This window comes from Alphaproteobacteria bacterium SS10, from assembly GCA_019192455.1.
Taxonomy (GTDB): Bacteria; Pseudomonadota; Alphaproteobacteria; order TMED2; family TMED2; genus TMED2.
In genome coordinates this window covers 69758-85299 of record JAHCML010000006.1, presented here as the reverse complement: position 1 = coordinate 85299, position 15542 = coordinate 69758, and the positions used below count along the sequence as shown (strand labels likewise).

At 58.6% G+C, this 15542-nt stretch carries 18 protein-coding genes; 15 read left to right on the top strand and 3 right to left on the bottom strand.

Annotated elements, in window-relative coordinates; all coding sequences use genetic code 11:
* Positions 1-128: 128 nt before the first annotated feature.
* Together KI792_10485 and KI792_10480 are read left to right on the top strand one after the other, a co-directional pair.
* Complete coding sequence (locus tag KI792_10485; protein MBV6633441.1) at positions 129-680, top strand: DotI/IcmL/TraM family protein; 552 nt, start codon at positions 129-131, stop codon at positions 678-680.
* 47 nt (positions 681-727) lie between these two features.
* Positions 728-1381 (top strand): DotI/IcmL family type IV secretion protein, encoded by a 654-nt coding sequence (locus KI792_10480; protein MBV6633440.1) that lies wholly within the window; start codon positions 728-730, stop codon positions 1379-1381.
* A gap of 7 nt (positions 1382-1388) precedes the next feature.
* Here KI792_10480 and gap read toward each other — a convergent pair whose 3' ends face one another.
* A complete protein-coding gene (gene gap / locus KI792_10475) occupies positions 1389-2393 on the bottom strand; it encodes a type I glyceraldehyde-3-phosphate dehydrogenase (protein ID MBV6633439.1) in 1005 nt (334 codons plus the stop codon).
* 53 nt (positions 2394-2446) lie between these two features.
* Positions 2447-4465: a transketolase gene (gene tkt, locus KI792_10470; protein MBV6633438.1), complete on the bottom strand. Its 2019-nt coding sequence runs from the start codon at positions 4463-4465 to the stop codon at positions 2447-2449.
* A gap of 312 nt (positions 4466-4777) precedes the next feature.
* On the opposite strand from tkt, the gene KI792_10465 reads away from it, so the two are divergent.
* From KI792_10465 to KI792_10450, 4 genes are all read left to right on the top strand, one after another.
* Positions 4778-4993: a hypothetical protein gene (locus KI792_10465; protein MBV6633437.1), complete on the top strand. Its 216-nt coding sequence runs from the start codon at positions 4778-4780 to the stop codon at positions 4991-4993.
* Positions 4986-5318 carry a cell division protein ZapA gene (locus KI792_10460; GenBank protein MBV6633436.1) on the top strand — a complete coding sequence of 111 codons (333 nt, stop codon included), beginning with the start codon at positions 4986-4988 and terminating at the stop codon, positions 5316-5318. Before KI792_10465 ends, KI792_10460 begins: the two co-directional genes overlap by 8 nt.
* Before the next feature lie 285 nt (positions 5319-5603).
* Positions 5604-6128, top strand: a complete 525-nt coding sequence (locus KI792_10455; protein MBV6633435.1) for a 5-formyltetrahydrofolate cyclo-ligase — start codon at positions 5604-5606, stop codon at positions 6126-6128.
* A 12-nt stretch (positions 6129-6140) separates the two neighbouring features.
* The gene (locus KI792_10450; GenBank protein MBV6633434.1) at positions 6141-6986 is read left to right on the top strand and encodes a TIGR00282 family metallophosphoesterase; all 846 of its coding nucleotides are present in this window, start codon (positions 6141-6143) and stop codon (positions 6984-6986) included.
* Here KI792_10450 and KI792_10445 read toward each other — a convergent pair.
* Positions 6983-7471 (bottom strand): response regulator, encoded by a 489-nt coding sequence (locus tag KI792_10445; protein ID MBV6633433.1) that lies wholly within the window; start codon positions 7469-7471, stop codon positions 6983-6985. The two genes, KI792_10450 and KI792_10445, sit on opposite strands and share 4 nt — an antisense overlap.
* Positions 7472-7617: 146 nt before the next feature.
* Between KI792_10445 and KI792_10440 the strand changes: the two genes are divergently transcribed.
* From KI792_10440 to pal, 9 genes are all read left to right on the top strand, one after another.
* Complete coding sequence (locus KI792_10440; GenBank protein ID MBV6633432.1) at positions 7618-8367, top strand: YebC/PmpR family DNA-binding transcriptional regulator; 750 nt, start codon at positions 7618-7620, stop codon at positions 8365-8367.
* Entirely contained in the window at positions 8364-8918 is a 555-nt protein-coding gene (gene ruvC / locus KI792_10435; protein MBV6633431.1) for a crossover junction endodeoxyribonuclease RuvC, read from the top strand. Before KI792_10440 ends, ruvC begins: the two co-directional genes overlap by 4 nt.
* A gap of 3 nt (positions 8919-8921) precedes the next feature.
* Entirely contained in the window at positions 8922-9572 is a 651-nt protein-coding gene (ruvA, locus tag KI792_10430; GenBank protein ID MBV6633430.1) for a Holliday junction branch migration protein RuvA, read from the top strand.
* A 10-nt stretch (positions 9573-9582) separates the two neighbouring features.
* Positions 9583-10659 (top strand): Holliday junction branch migration DNA helicase RuvB, encoded by a 1077-nt coding sequence (gene ruvB, locus KI792_10425; protein ID MBV6633429.1) that lies wholly within the window; start codon positions 9583-9585, stop codon positions 10657-10659.
* Between the two features lie 5 nt (positions 10660-10664).
* A complete protein-coding gene (locus KI792_10420) occupies positions 10665-11183 on the top strand; it encodes a tol-pal system-associated acyl-CoA thioesterase (protein MBV6633428.1) in 519 nt (172 codons plus the stop codon).
* Positions 11184-11214: 31 nt separating this feature from the next.
* Entirely contained in the window at positions 11215-11949 is a 735-nt protein-coding gene (tolQ, locus tag KI792_10415; protein MBV6633427.1) for a protein TolQ, read from the top strand.
* Between the two features lie 7 nt (positions 11950-11956).
* Positions 11957-12394, top strand: coding sequence for a protein TolR (gene tolR / locus KI792_10410; protein ID MBV6633426.1), 438 nt, complete (start codon positions 11957-11959; stop codon positions 12392-12394).
* 1053 nt (positions 12395-13447) lie between these two features.
* Positions 13448-14779, top strand: coding sequence for a Tol-Pal system protein TolB (gene tolB / locus KI792_10405; GenBank protein MBV6633425.1), 1332 nt, complete (start codon positions 13448-13450; stop codon positions 14777-14779).
* Positions 14780-14988: 209 nt separating this feature from the next.
* Positions 14989-15480 (top strand): peptidoglycan-associated lipoprotein Pal, encoded by a 492-nt coding sequence (gene pal / locus KI792_10400; protein ID MBV6633424.1) that lies wholly within the window; start codon positions 14989-14991, stop codon positions 15478-15480.
* Positions 15481-15542 lie beyond the last annotated feature (62 nt).

Genomic DNA, 15542 nt, shown 5'->3' with positions numbered 1-15542 from the left:
GGTGACGGCCCGTTATCCGCTATCCTCATCAGAACAAATTGAGCCAGCCTGTTGGTTATTGGGGCGCATCCATCGCTGCCAGACAGCCAATTTCCCTGGCTTTGAGGGTGTGACGGCAAGATTAGACCATGTCAGTTCTGGTAAAACGCGGCCTCATGGTGGTTGGCTTCATTATTGTTGTCGGCGTCATGACACCCATTTTTTTGGAAGATGTCCCCGACTCTCGGGATGATTTCTCAGTCGTCGACCGGCCGCCGGTGAATGTGATGCGATGGCTCCTAACGGTACTTGAGCAACGCTTGCCGATGAACTCCCAGGATTTCAGTATCGTTCTGCAGGAAGCAGAGCCGCTGTTCACCATCGATGGTTACCGCGACTATGTCGGCATCCTGCAGCAGGCCCGGGCAATCGATTATCTGCGATCCACCAATGCCCAATTCTCATTCACGCTGAATGAACCGCCGGAATATGTGGCCTTTGGTGTGCTAGATGGCCGCTACTCTTGGCAGTTTGAGCATAACACCGAGCTCAAGATCGAATTCGCGGCTAACAGCATCAGCTTTCCAGTCCGTTTGCAGTTTGATGTCTCCCGTAGCCCAGATCCTGAGGCGCTTCAGGGCATTAAAATTAGGGGCATCAGAATAGTGAACGGGGAAGAGACGGCGGCTAACTCTGGTTAGGCGCGTTCCGGCTTATTAACCGGCCTATGGTACAATAACCCTGCGCAGTGGCGTCTGACGCGCTGCCACACTCTGCGATGGACCGCGATATGGACGACCCGTTAGAGCGCAAAAATACGGATGGTAAGTTCTATGTTGGGCTGACCATTCTGGTGACCGTAATCATCGTGGGCGTGGCCGCGATGGTTATCCATCAGCGCGGCGGCATCTATGGACCGCCCCCACCAAATGTTGAAGATTTGCGCCGTGATCGCATGGCGGCACCTGGCCATAACGACGATTACATTTTGGATTACGCAGCAGAGGTGATGGCGGCATCAGTCACCTTTGATGCCCGAACCTTCCATAACCAACTGGCAGATTTGGAGGGGTACTTCACCCCCGACGGGTGGACCCTGTTCAACCACACATTGGAGCGGTTGGAAGTTGTCCAGATGATGCAATCGGGACGGTTCACGGTCACGCCAAGTTTGAATGGCGATCCTGTGATTATCGGCAAGGGGGTTGAGGCCGCGACCTATCAATGGCGGGTCGCCGTTCCCCTGATGGTGGTGATGGAATCATCAGACCGCAGCCTGGACCGCGGTCTGGTTGCCCATGCCCGTATTATCCGCCGCCCCCTCGAGCAGTATCCTCAGGGTATCGCAATCGATAGCCTGAACTTCCTGCCCGATGAGAGCGCCGTTCCAGGGCCTGGTTAAGGCTGGCTTACTTAGAAGCTAGAACCACAGCCGTGTCAGACATGCGGTTGGAGAAGCCCCACTCATTGTCATACCAAGACATGACGCGAACGAAGCTGCCTTCCATGACTTTGGTCTCGTTTACAGCGAAGACAGAAGAATGGGGGTCGCCGTTAAAGTCGATGGAGACCAGCGGCTCATCATAGGTGCCAAGCACACCTTTCAGTGGGCCATTGGCGGCCTCAACGATCGCGGCATTCACCTCTTCAACCGTGGTGTCGCGTGAAGCGCGGAATTTAAAGTCCACCAGCGAGACATTCGGGGTTGGGACGCGGATCGCGGTACCATCCAGCTTGCCATTTAGCTCCGGTAGCACCTTGCCGACTGCTTTCGCTGCACCGGTTGAGGTTGGGATCATGGAGACGGCAGCAGCGCGGGCGCGGTGTTTGTCGCTATGCATGGTGTCGACGGTCCGCTGATCGCCAGTGTAGCTGTGGATCGTGGTCATGAAGCCGTGATCGATGCCAATGGCGTTGTGCAGCACATGGGCGACGGGCGCCAGGCAGTTGGTGGTGCATGACGCGTTCGAGACGATCTTATGCTCAGCGGTCAGCTTGTCATGGTTCACGCCGTAAACAACGGTGAGATCCTCATCAGACGCTGGCGCCGAGATCAGTACCTTCTTGGCGCCTGCTTCCAGGTGCTTAGAAGCGGCATCGCGCTTAGTGAAGATGCCGGTGCACTCCATCGCCACATCCACGCCCATCTCGCCCCATGGCAGGGCTGCTGGGTCGCGTTCTTGGGTCACGGTGATTTCGTGGCCGTTCACGATCAGGGCATTACCCTGGGTGGTTACGGTGCCGGAGAAGCGACCATGCACGCTGTCATACTTCAGCAGGTGGGCGTTGGTTTCGACATCTGCGAGGTCGTTGATGCCAACGATTTCGATGTCTTTGCGACCGCTCTCAAAAGCGGCGCGGAGAACCAGGCGGCCAATCCGGCCAAAACCGTTAATTGCGACTTTAGTCGTCATATTCTTACTCAATGCTCCCTGTCAGCAGCGTTAGATGGATGTTGTTCTGATTGTTAGGCCAGCAGGTCACGCACCGCTTGGGCGGCGGCATCTGCCGTAATACCGAAATGCTTGTAGAGTTCTTTGTAAGGGCCGGAGGCGCCGAAGCTGTTCATGCCGATGAACTTGCTGTTCTCGCCAAGATACCGCTCCCAGCCGAAGCCGATTGCCGCCTCAATACCAACGCGGGGCAGGCCCTTGCCAAGGACGCTGGCCTTATAGGCATCATCCTGTTGGTCAAAGAGGTCGAAGCATGGGGCTGAGACAACGCGCACTGGCACGCCCTCGGCCGCCAGGGCTTCTGCGGCTTCAACCGCCAGATGAACCTCGGACCCGGTTGCGACGATCACCGCTTTTGGTGCTTCTGCAGGTTCGCGCAGGATGTAAGCGCCTTTGGCGGTCAGGTTCTCATCGGTTTTCTCAACCCGCATCATCGGCAGACCCTGACGGGTAAGCGCCATGATGGATGGGCTCTTCTTGGCACTCAGTGCGGCTTCCCAGGCTTCTGCCGTTTCGGCCAGATCGCAAGGGCGGAACACCAGCAGGTTAGGAATGGCGCGCAGAGCGGCCAGATGCTCAACCGGTTGGTGAGTTGGGCCATCTTCACCAAGGCCGATACTGTCATGGGTTTTCACCTGGATGACCCGCTGTTCCATCAGCGCGGCGAGGCGCAGGGATGGGCGGTTGTAATCGGAGAAGGCGAGGAAGGTGCCGCTATAGGGGATAACCCCGCCATGTAGCGCCATGCCATTCATCGCCGCGGCCATGCCATGCTCACGAATGCCATAATGGATGTAACGACCAGCGTAGTTGTCGCGGCTTAGAATGCCACCATCCTTGGTCTTGGTATTGTTTGAGCCTGTTAGGTCGGCTGAACCGCCAACCATCTCTGGCACCACCGGGAGGATAGCTTCCAGAACCTGGCCAGACGCAGCGCGCGTCGCCGGCGATGGCTTCTCATCAACGGCCTTGTTCTTGATCTCTGCAATCGTGGTGGTCAGCGCTGCAGGCAGATCGCCGCTAACGGCAGCTTCAAACTCACTGCCTTTGGCGGAACCGGCGAGGCGAGCCTGCCAGGCATCACGATCAGCGGCACCACGGCTACCTGCGGCAGCCCAGCTGGCCTTCACATCATCCGGCACGACAAAGGGCTCGTGACCCCAACCAAGGGCAGAGCGGGTGGCCGCAATCTCATCATCGCCCAGCGGGGCACCGTGGGCACCGGAGGTGTTAGCCTTGTTCGGTGAGCCATAACCAATTTGGGTGCGGCAGCGAATGATTGAGGGGCTGTCAGTTTTCTTCGCGGCGGCGATGGCGGCCTCGATGGCAGCAGCGTCATGACCGTCGACCGTCTGAACATCCCAGTTATAGCTCTCAAACCGTTTGGTGATGTCGTCTGAGAAGCTGAGCGAGGTTGGGCCATCGATGCTGATCTCATTGTCATCAAACAGAACAATGAGGCGGCCGAGGCCGAGGTGACCCGCCATTGAGCATGCCTCGTGGCTGATGCCTTCCATAAGGTCGCCATCACTGGCGATGACATAGGTGTGGTGATCGACCAGATCGTCACCAAACCGGGCGTTCATGATCCGCTCAGCGAGCGCGAAACCAACGGCGTTTGAGATACCCTGACCCAGTGGACCAGTGGTGGTTTCGATCCCGGCATCATGCTCCACCTCTGGGTGGCCAGCAGTGCGGGCGCCGATTTGGCGGAACTTCTTAATCTCTTCCAATGGGAAGGCCTCATACCCCGTCAAGTGGAGGAGGCTGTAGATCAGCATCGAGCCATGGCCAGCCGACAGGATGAAGCGATCACGGTCGGGCCATTCAGGCTGGCTCGCGTCAAACTTAAGGAACTTGGTAAACAGAACCGTTGCCACATCGGCCATGCCCATTGGCATGCCAGGGTGACCAGAGTTTGCGGCCTGCACGGCATCCATGGATAGGAAGCGGATGGCGTTGGCCATATCCTCATGCGCGGCAGTGGCTTGGGTGGCGGTTTGCGGCTCGGCCGTCGCGCTGGCTGTGGACATGTGGTGCTGCTCTTTGCTGGTCTGAGATGGATGGGCAGATCGGGCAATAAGGCTTTTCAATACCGGTTATCGGACTCGGTATCAAAAAGTTGGTCGGAACATGCAGATTGGTGGGCCTTTGGTCAACCACCGCCGACCGCATTTCCGCCCCGTTTCAGCGTCATAGCCAAGTAATTCTTCAATGAATCAACAGGGGAATCGCAAAACCCTGTGGAGAGCCCTTCAAATCGTCGGCGGAATGATTAAAACAGGGATCAATCGGTGTGCGTCTCCTCGCCGCCTGAAAAGTTTATCCGCCCAAGGGTCATTTTCATGAGCCAAGACCTCAGAACCGCGTTGCAAGCGCTCGATCGAGAGCTGGACCGCCTGCAAGCCAATGCCAAGCAGCAAGCCGCCCGTGAGCTTGCGCGTGAGCAAGAGCCCGCAGCCGATCCCGCGTTGAAGGATGATTTGAGCGCCCTCAAACTCCGCGTCGATGCTGGAATTGCGAAGGTCGAGGATCTGTTGAAGGAGGCGGCCAATGGCTAGGGTTGAGGTCTCAATCAATCACCGCAAGTACCCAATCGTTTGTGATGACGGGCAAGAGGGGCGGGTCCAAGAGCTGGCCACCTTTGTCGATAGTCGGGCCCAGCAGATCGCCAATGCGGCGCCGGGCAGCAGCGACAGCATCATCATGGCCCTAACCACCTTGATGGTTGCTGATGAGTTGTTTGAAGAGCGCCGAACCGGTGGTGATGGTCCCTCTAAAGCGGACAAAGCCGAGGCTGATAATCAGGCCGGGCAGGCGATTGAAGCTGTGGAATATCTGACCCGCCGTGTCGCGGCGATTGCTGATAGCCTACAAGCAGACTAAATATACCTCTAGCGGAGGGTCGCGCTGCGGCTCGCGTTAGACTGCTATATCCCAGGGGCGATATCTTTTATCGCGGGAACCGCCACTGGCCGGGCTCTGGCCCAGCTAAAAGTCCAGCAGACAAATCGTTTGCTTGGGCCGCGGTACCCACCTAGTTGGTTTGGCCGCTAGAGGATAAAGATCAAGTCGACGGTTCACGTGGCACCCTCCGCACCTCCTCCCAATTCAGATCCTATCGCCGAGAAGATCGCGCTCCGTAAAACGTGGCGCGCGGTTCGTGCTGACTTGGATATGGAAGCGGTGGTCCAGCCGTTGACCACCAATCTATTAGAGCTCGTTGCTGGCTGGGATGGGCCACGGGTCGTGTCTGGCTATTGGCCTATCCGGGGCGAGATAGACTCCCGGCCTATTATGGCTGGCCTTATCGCCGCCGGTCATCAGATCACCCTGCCTGTAGTAGTCGCGCGCGAGCGCCCCATGATCTTCAGGCGTTGGACACCGGACACCGAGATGATCAAGGGCGACCTCCCGGTTTACGAGCCTGAGCCGGACGCACCGGAGTTGCTGCCCGATACCTTACTAATCCCCATGCTGGCATTTGACCAACATGGCTTCCGACTTGGTATGGGGGGCGGCTTTTATGATCGAACCGTGCCCGAGCTTCGTAAGCTGGGGCCGGTTACGCTGATCGGCCTCGCCCACCATGCGCAGCAAGGCGAAGATTTGCCGCGCGAGCCGCATGATGTGCCGCTTGACTGGATTGTTACGGATCAGGGGGCTATGTCCTTCGCTTCGAAAGCTGACGGTTAAGGCGGGCAAGCCATGAAAATTATGTTTCTGGGTGATGTGGTGGGGCGGAGCGGCCGCGATGCGGTGCTGAACGCCGTGCCTGACCTGCGCGCCCGATACGGCCTCGACTTCGTCGTGGTGAATGGTGAGAACGCGGCCCACGGCTTCGGCATTACGCCAGACATCTGCTCAAGCCTGTACAATGCTGAGGTGGACTGCATCACCACCGGCAACCACGTTTGGGACCAACGGCAGATCATTAATCATATCGATGGGGATGAGCGGCTTTTGCGGCCGCTGAATTTCCCAGCTGGAACGCCGGGTCGTGGCTTCAGTATCTTTAAGCTTAGTGATGGCCGCCAGGTGATGGTGATCAATGCCATCGCGCGGCTGTTTATGGAGCTAAATGATAGCCCCTTTGCCGCCCTGGACCGCCTTTTGGAGCGCTACGAACTAGGCCGCAATATCGACGCCGTGCTGCTTGATTTTCATGGTGAGGCAACGTCCGAGAAAATGGGCATGGGGCATCATCTCGATGGTCGGGTCAGCCTTGTCGTGGGCACCCATACCCATGTGCCGACGAGCGATTTGTTTATACTCCCTGGTGGGACGGCTTATCAGACCGATGCTGGCATGTGCGGGGATTATGACAGTGTGATCGGCATGCGCAAAAGCAGCTCAACAGCCCGCTTTACCCAGCGCCTACCGACCGAGCGGGCCGAGCCTGCGACTGGTGAGGCAACGATTTGTGGTTTGCTGCTAGAGACAGATGACGCAACCGGTCTGGCCAAGCGGGTAACCCCGATCCGGATGGGTGGGCAGCTTCAACCAGCTATCCCTGATGACAGCTGGCGGGCAACCGCAGCGGCCCCTGCTTAACGGGTTTCGTCGTCGATATCGCCAGGCTTGGTCCGCCGATCTACGCCTTTGAACCCACCGCTGCGCCGACGTCGATCCGGGCCAAAATAATCACTGGACCGGATGAAGGTGCGCGGGTTGCTAAACACCAGCTCAATCCGCTGCATTAGTGTCTTAGGCGCGATGGGTTTTGACAGGATTTCCGTCATACCGGCATCGCGGGCCTCACTAATCCGCTCGGCATCCGCATGGCCGGTCACCAACATCACTGGAATGTAGGGGTTAGGGCTCTCTGGGCTGTTGCGCAGTAGGCGGACGAACTCAATGCCGTTGGTCGGCCCCATGTTCCAATCGACAATCGCCAGATCGGCCCAGCTCTCTTTAAACAGTTGGAACGCCTGATCGCCATCATGTGCAACCAGCACCTGTTTCACCCGGAAGCTCTCCAAGGCGGATTTCAGCAATGCGCGCATGGTCGGGCTGTCATCGGCGACAAGCACGGTCATATCTTCGAACTTTAGGCGCATAGGTACTGAGGGTAGCCAAGAGTTTGCAGCGCACCATCACTACCAATCTGTTTAAGGCTGCGCTACACCCATGGCTCACTGATTTGAAATTCCGTTCCCGCTAGCTGACGAGACGAACACACGCCATGGCCGGCCATTCCAAATTTAAAAACATCATGCACCGCAAAGGTGCCCAAGACGCAAAGCGTGCGCGCCTGTTCACCAAAATCGCCCGTGAGATCACTGTCGCGGCGAAAAGTGGGATGCCCGATCCCGACATGAACCCAAGGCTGCGCACCGCGATTGCAGCCGCGAAACAGGCCAATATGCCGAATGAGCGGATCGACCGCGCCATCAAGAGCGGCAGCGGCGATGGTGATGGCGAGAGCTATGACGAGATGCGCTATGAGGGCTATGGCCCGGGCGGCGTTGCGGTCATCATTGAGGCGCTAACCGATAATCGGAACCGGACAGCAGCGGAAATCCGCTCTGCCTTCACCAAACATGGTGGCACGCTGGGTGAGACCAACTCGGTCAGCTTCATGTTCGATCGGGTCGGCCAGATTATGTATCCGGCCAGTGTCGGTGATGCCGATCAGGTGTTTGAGGCGGCGGTTGAAGCCGGGGCCGATAACGTCGAATCGACCGACGAAACCCACGAGATTACAACCCCGGTTGAGGACTTCGCCGCTGTTCGTGAGGCGCTTGTGGAAAGTCTGGGTGAGCCGCAACAGGCTGGTCTTGCTTGGGTTCCGCAAAATACCATCCCTGTGAATGAGGATCAGGCCGCGACTTTGTTGAAGCTGCTGGACGTGTTGGACGACAATGACGATGTCCAAAACGTCTCCGCAAACTTCGACATCGCCGATGAGGTGATGGAACGGCTCGCCTCTTGACCAACTCCGCCACCGCTTCTGCAACTGGGCCGGTTCGTATTCTCGGCCTGGATCCGGGTCTTCGCCGGACTGGTTGGGGCATAGTGTCGGCAGAGGGTAATCGGCTTTCTTACATTGCTGCGGGGGCAATCACGCCGCCAACTGATGGGTCGCTGGCCTCCAGGCTCAGTGCCCTGTTCGATGCTTTGCTTAAGCTCATCAACGATTACACGGTGGATGAAGCTGCGGTTGAGGAAACCTTCGTGAACAAGAACCCGGCGGCGACCCTGAAACTAGGGCAGGCGCGCGGTGTTGTACTCTTGGCGCCCGCCAATGCCGGGCTCTCCGTTGCGGAATACGCGCCAAACCTGGTTAAGAAGTCCGTGGTTGGTGCTGGCCATGCTGATAAAACCCAGATCCAACACATGGTTAAGACCCTGCTTCCTGGCGTTGATTTTGGTCCCGCCAGCACGGCATCGGATGTGGCTGACGCCCTGGCTGTCGCCATTTGCCATGCCCATCATCGGGGCGCGACCGCACGCGCTGCCCAAGCAATTGCGGGAGCTGTCTAAGCTATGATCGCCTCGTTGAATGGCACCATTGCCGCCATCTTCTCAGATACCGCCGTGATCGATGTGGGCGGCGTCGGCTTTACGGTTCAGGCCTCATCCAGAACTCTTGGCCAGCTGGGTGGCGTGGGCCAACCGGCGAAGCTGACGACCCACCTGCAAATGCGTGAGGATGCGGTCACCCTGTTTGGTTTTGCGACGGCGGAAGAGCAGCAAGCCTTTGAAATTCTGACCAAGGTTCAGGGGGTTGGCGGTCGGGTTGCGCTCAATATCCTATCCGCGCTCTCAACCAATGATCTGGCCACAGCGATTGCTTCCGAGGATAAGCGCGCGGTTACCCGTGCCGACGGTGTCGGCCCCAAGCTGGCCCAGCGCATTGTCTCGGAGCTTAAGGATAAGATCCCGCAGCTGGTCGGCAGCGCCTTAACGCCCACCAAGGGTAGCAGTGCCGTGGTCACACCGATGCCAGCGGCAGCCGCACCGGTGGCGGATGCTGCCCCAAATGCGGTGAATGATGCCGTCTCAGCCCTTGCCAACCTTGGTTATGACCGGTCGGATGCCCACCGCGCAGCCTTGAAGGCCCAGCAGAGCCTGGGCGAGGGGGCAAAAATCGATGACCTCATCCGGGCCAGCCTTAAGGAGCTCGCACCAGCATGAGTAAGGGCGCATGAGCGATAACGTCGAAAGGTTAGTGGCAGGCGATCCCCAGGATGGCGACATCGAGGATGGGCGCGCCGTTGACGGTGGCCTACGCCCTGAGCGCCTGACCGATTTCGTTGGCCAGGCAAAGCTGCGTGAGAACCTGTCCGTCTTTGTTGGTGCTGCCGCTCAACGGGGAGAGGCGTTGGACCATGCGCTGTTCCATGGGCCGCCTGGTCTCGGCAAAACCACCCTGGCGCAGATCGTGTCCCGGGAGCTTGGTGTTGGTTTCCGGGCGACCTCTGGCCCCATGCTCTCAAAAGCCGGTGACCTTGCCGCCATTCTCACCAATCTTGAGGCGCGGGATGTTCTCTTTATTGATGAGATCCACCGACTGAACCCAGCGGTTGAGGAGGTGCTTTATCCAGCGATGGAGGATTTCCAGCTGGATTTGATCATCGGTGAGGGACCAGCCGCGAGATCCGTTCGCATTGATCTGCCGCCCTTTACCCTGGTTGGTGCAACGACGCGTGCTGGGTTGTTGACCAACCCGCTGCGGGACCGATTTGGCATCCTGCTGCGCCTTGAATTTTATGCCGATGAAGAGTTGGCCACCATTGTCTCTCGCAACGCCACCAAGCTTGGGATCGCTATGGATGATGCGGGCGCGTTGGAGGTTGCGAAGCGAGCCCGTGGCACGCCGCGTATTGCCGGTCGCCTACTGAAACGCGTTCGGGACTTTGCCGTCATGGATGGTGTTGAGGTGGTGGATCGTGCCGCCGCAGACCGTGCCCTGCAACGCCTTGAGGTTGATGCCCAGGGCCTCGACGCGATGGACCGCCGTTACCTAAGTTGCCTTGCCGAGAAATATGGCGGTGGGCCAGTTGGCGCCGAAACCTTGGCCGCCGCGCTTGCCGATCAGCGCGATGTTATTGAAGAGGTGATTGAGCCCTACCTGCTGCAGCAGGGGCTGATTCAGCGGACGCCACGTGGTCGCTGCTTAAGTGCCAGCGGCTACCGCTATCTGGGTCTGCCGGCCCCGGCGGATATCGAGAGCCGGGCATCGGCGGATTTGTTTACCAACGGGGATGAGAAGACCCCGTGACCGTCATGCTGTTGCCGACAACCGGCGCCGTTATCGATGGCTGCCACTACCTCCCGCTCCGCGTGTACTACGAGGACACGGATTTTGGCGGCATCGTCTACCATGCCAATTTCCTGAAATTTGCCGAGCGGGCGCGTACAGAGTTTCTGCGTTGTTTGGGGATCGACCAGACCCAGCTCAAAGCTGATACCGGCGTGGTGTTTGCCGCCCGGCATCTGGCGATTGATTTCCTGAAAAGCGCCGAGATGGATGACTGCCTGCTGGTGGAGACCTCCGTCGAAAGCCTAAGCGGGGCCAAGTTGACCCTGCGGCAACAGATTGTCCGAATTCCGAGCAATGCACCGGAACTGCCGTCTTCCAGCCATGGCGATGCCATAAAAGCGGCCCAGAAGGATGGCGAGGATTTGGCGAGCCTGACAGTGACACTGGCCTGCGTTGGCGCGGCTGGTCGGCCCGTTCGATTGCCGCCGGATATCCGTGACCCCTTTGCCGCTTGTTTTGCCCAAACTAGTTCGTCCCACTAACCCTGATTAGCCCCCAACTTACGGAACAGAGATGGAAAACGAGGTCGTTACCGTTGCCCAAAGCGCCGCTGCCATGGCCCATGGCGGAGAGCTCACCATGATGGGTTTGTTCTGGCGCGCCGATATCGTCGTGAAGTCGGTGATGCTGCTTCTGGTGCTGGCATCAATTTGGTGCTGGGGCATCATCTTCACCAAGGCCATGAAGCTGCGGAAGCTGCATCAAGAGGCTGCAAAGTTTGAGCGGGATTTTTGGTCCGGCAGTTCCATCGATGGGTTGTTTGAGCGGATCGGTGATAAGCCTCGTGAACCGATGAGTGCGGTATTCGCCGCCGCTATGCGCGAATGGCGAAATGCCCCACCACCTGAGGGCAAGAAGGGTGGACACTTGGCTGCCAGTGTCCAGCAACGCATTGAACGCGTGATGGCGGTAACCATCGGGCGTGAGATGGAACGGGTTGAGAAGGGGCTTCAGGTCCTGGCCAGTGTCGGCTCTACCGCCCCCTTTATCGGCCTGTTTGGGACTGTCTGGGGGATTATGAATTCCTTTACCGCTATCGCAAATGAGCAGAGCACCAATCTCGCGGTTGTGGCCCCTGGTATTGCCGAGGCGCTGTTTGCGACCGCGCTTGGTCTGCTGGCCGCGATCCCGGCCGTGATCGCGTTTAACAAGCTGGCCGGTGATCTGGGGCGTTATGCCGATCGCCTCGATGCCTTCTCGGCGGAGTTTAGCGCGATCCTGTCACGAACCCTGGAAGAGGAGCTCTGAACCTCCGATGGGTGCTTCGTTGAACCAACCATCCAGAGGTGGGCGCGGCAAGCGGCGCGGCTACACGGCGATGTCAGAGATTAATGTGACACCGTTTGTCGATGTCATGTTGGTGCTGCTGATCGTCTTTATGGTGTCGGCCCCCCTCCTGACCGTGGGCGTGCCGGTAGAGTTGCCGCAAAGCCAGGCCAACACCCTATCTGATCCTGAAGAACCGATCGTCGTAACCGTTGATGCGGCTGGCGATATCTATGTTCAGGAAACCGTGGTGGAACTTGAGCGGGTGGCGCCATTGCTGGTCGCGGTTAGTGAGAATAATCCAGACATCCGCATCTTTGTGCGGGGTGACCGAACCCTTGATTATGGGTCGGTCATGGCGGTGATGGGGGTGATCAATACCGCCGGGTTCCGNCGGGTTGCCCTGGTCACCGAGACACCGCAATAGGGCTGGATTCCTCCATATGGTTCGCCGCGGCTCCGATTTCTCCACAACACGCACCGTCCTGATTTCAGGCGGTGAGGTGGACAGTCGNGGCCTCAGCCTATCCTTCCTGCTGCATGCTGGTGTGCTGGCGTTGGTCATCTTAGGGCCACCACAGCTTGGTCGAGAGCTTGGGCCGGTGGCACCACCGGTGCCGATTGAGGTGATCGATTTCGATACCTTCACCCAGCTAGCCAATAATGACCCGACGGAAGAGGTGGCGGACGAACCCCAGCTTGCCGTCGTAGAGCCTGACCCAGAACCGGAGCCGCCAGCACCGGTTGAAGAAGCACCGCCAGCGCCGGCACCAACCCCGGCACCCCCGCCACCTGCAGCTGTCGTTGAACCAGTTGCAGAGCCACCGCCACCGCCGCCTATTGCGGAACCAGCGCCCGAACCAACACCGGAGCCAGCCCCAGCTGAACCCGTGCCAGAGCCGGTTGAGCAGACCGCCGTGCAACCGCCTGCACCGGTTCCAGTGGCGAAGCCCACACCACCACCGCCGCGCCCAGAACCGCAGCAGCAAGCACAAGAACAGCCGACCCAAGAGGACAGTCGACAGGCGTTCCTACAATCCGTGCTGCGCAATCTAGATGACACCGAGCCCGCACCGCGCAGCGATGAGGCGATTGCCGATCAGCTTCAGCGCAACCGGGCGGAGGCCACCGCCTCCTCGATCTCCGTCGTTACACGCGGTACCGCAGACCGGCTGACCGCGAGCCAGGCTGATGCTTTGCGCCGCCATATTGGCCAGTTTTGGAATATCGATGCTGGCGCCCGCGGTATTTCTGAGATGGTCGCGGTTGTTCAAATAACCTTGAATGCCCAACGTGAGGTGGTCGAGGTACGGTTGGTTGAGGATGTGGGTAGGTTCCGTAGTGACGGGTTCTACCGCTCCTTTGCTGAACGCGCATTACGTGCAGTGCAGCAGGCCAGCCCCTTGACGCCGCTGCCGTTAGAGGGTTTTCAAACCTGGCAGGTCACGACGATCACCTTTAGTCCAAGGGATATGTTCCAATGATGTCACGCGCTCTTTCCCTGCTAGCGGCAGGGCTGACGGCCATGCTGATCCTGGGGCTTGCCCCGCGTCCCGCCGTTGCGCAGCTGCAGATTGATATCACCCAGGGCGTGGTTGAACCGCTGCCCATGGCGATTACTGAGTTCTTTGGCTCCAGCCCGAATGATCAGCGTGTCGGTCGTGAGATTGCCGATGTGATCTCAGGTAACCTTGAGCGTTCAGGCCTGTTCCGCCCGATCAATCGTGACGCTTATATCCAGACAGCGGAAAGCTTGCAGGTAGGCCCACGCTTCTCTGATTGGCGGATTATTGATTCCCAAGCTCTGGTTGGTGGCTCAATCGAGACCCAATCCGATGGCCGCCTGCGCGTTGAGTTCCGCCTATGGGATGTGTTCGGTGAAACCGAGATTGCAGGCCTTGCCTACACCACAACGCCGGGTAATTGGCGCCGCGTGGCCCATATCATTTCAGACGCCATCTATAAGCGGATCACGGGTGAGGAGGGGTACTTCGATACCCGTATCGTTTACATCTCTGAGGAAGGTGAGGCGACCCGCCGGGTCAAGCGCCTGGCCATCATGGATCAAGATGGCTTCAACCACCGTTATCTGACCGATCGAAACACGCTTGTCCTGACCCCGCGCTTCTCACCGACGGCGCAGGAAATCACATATCTCGCCTATGTGAACAACCAGCCCCGGGTCTATTTGCTGAATATCGATACCGGGCGGATTGAGGTGCTGGGCTCATTCCCGGGCATGACCTTCGCCCCGCGTTTCTCCCCAGATGGTAATCGGGTGGTGATGAGCCAGGCCTTGGCTGGCAACACCGATATCTACACGATGGACTTGCGGACGCGGCAGGTGGCCCGGTTAACCGAAAGCCCGGCAATTGATACCGCGCCCTCATACTCGCCCGATGGCCGCCAATTGGTTTTCGAGAGTGATCGCGGCGGTGCCCAGCAACTCTATGTCATGAACGCTGATGGTGGCGGTGCGCAGCGGATCAGTTTTGGCGAGGGTCGCTATGCAAGCCCGGTTTGGTCGCCCCGTGGTGACCTGATCGCCTTCACGAAGATCCACCGGGGCCGTTTCTTTATTGGGGTCATGCGCCCAGACGGCAGCGGTGAGCGCCTGTTGACTGAGGCTTTCCATGTTGAGGGACCAACCTGGGCACCGAATGGTCGGGTTCTGATGTACTTCAAAGAGCGGACCGTTAGCGGCCAGCGCCGGGCCCAGCTTTTCACCATCGACCTCACCGGTCAGAACGAACGTCCGGTGCGCACCCCCGTGGATGGCTCTGATCCGGCCTGGTCAGCGCTTATCCCGTAGCCCTGTTCTTTGCTGGGATCAGCTGTCCAGATACGACAAACCCTTCACCTTTCGGGGAATTTCCGTTAAAACCGCCGCCGACATCGTCTAAGTCCGTGTGTTGGGCGTAGAACGATAACGAATTCAACCTGCTAGCCTATTACGAATGGTAGCCACACAGGACCTGTCCGGTTGGTGCCATCAAAACCAAGTTTGAGGATACCGAGCCGATGACCCGCCTTCTGAGCCTTTTCGCTGCCCTTCTTCTCGTCGCTGCTTGCGCGACCGACCCTGAAATCAATACCGCGGATAGCGGCGATGGCGCGTCCAATGCCGGTGCTGCTGGTGCGGCTAATGCACCTGCCCCAGGTTCTGAAGAGCAGTTCGTCGTCACCGTTGGTGATCGCATCTTCTTCGAAACCGATCAAAGCACCCTGACCGCCGAAGCTCGTTCGACCCTGAACGGTCAAGCCCGTTGGCTGAACGAGTACGGCAGCTTCACCGTTCTGGTTGAAGGTCACGCTGATGAGCGCGGTACCCGCGAATACAACCTCGCCCTTGGTGAGCGTCGCGCCAACTCCGTGCGCAACTACCTGATTGCCCAAGGTGTTGAAGCCAACCGGATCCAAACCGTTTCCTTCGGTAAAGAGCGTCCAGAAGTTGTTGGTTCCAACCCATCTGCTTGGGCTCAAAATCGTCGCGGCGTCACCGTGCTGCGCTAATCGCTAACCGCGATTAATCAGATAAAAGGGCCGTCAGTGTTGCTGGCGGCCTTTTTGCTGCC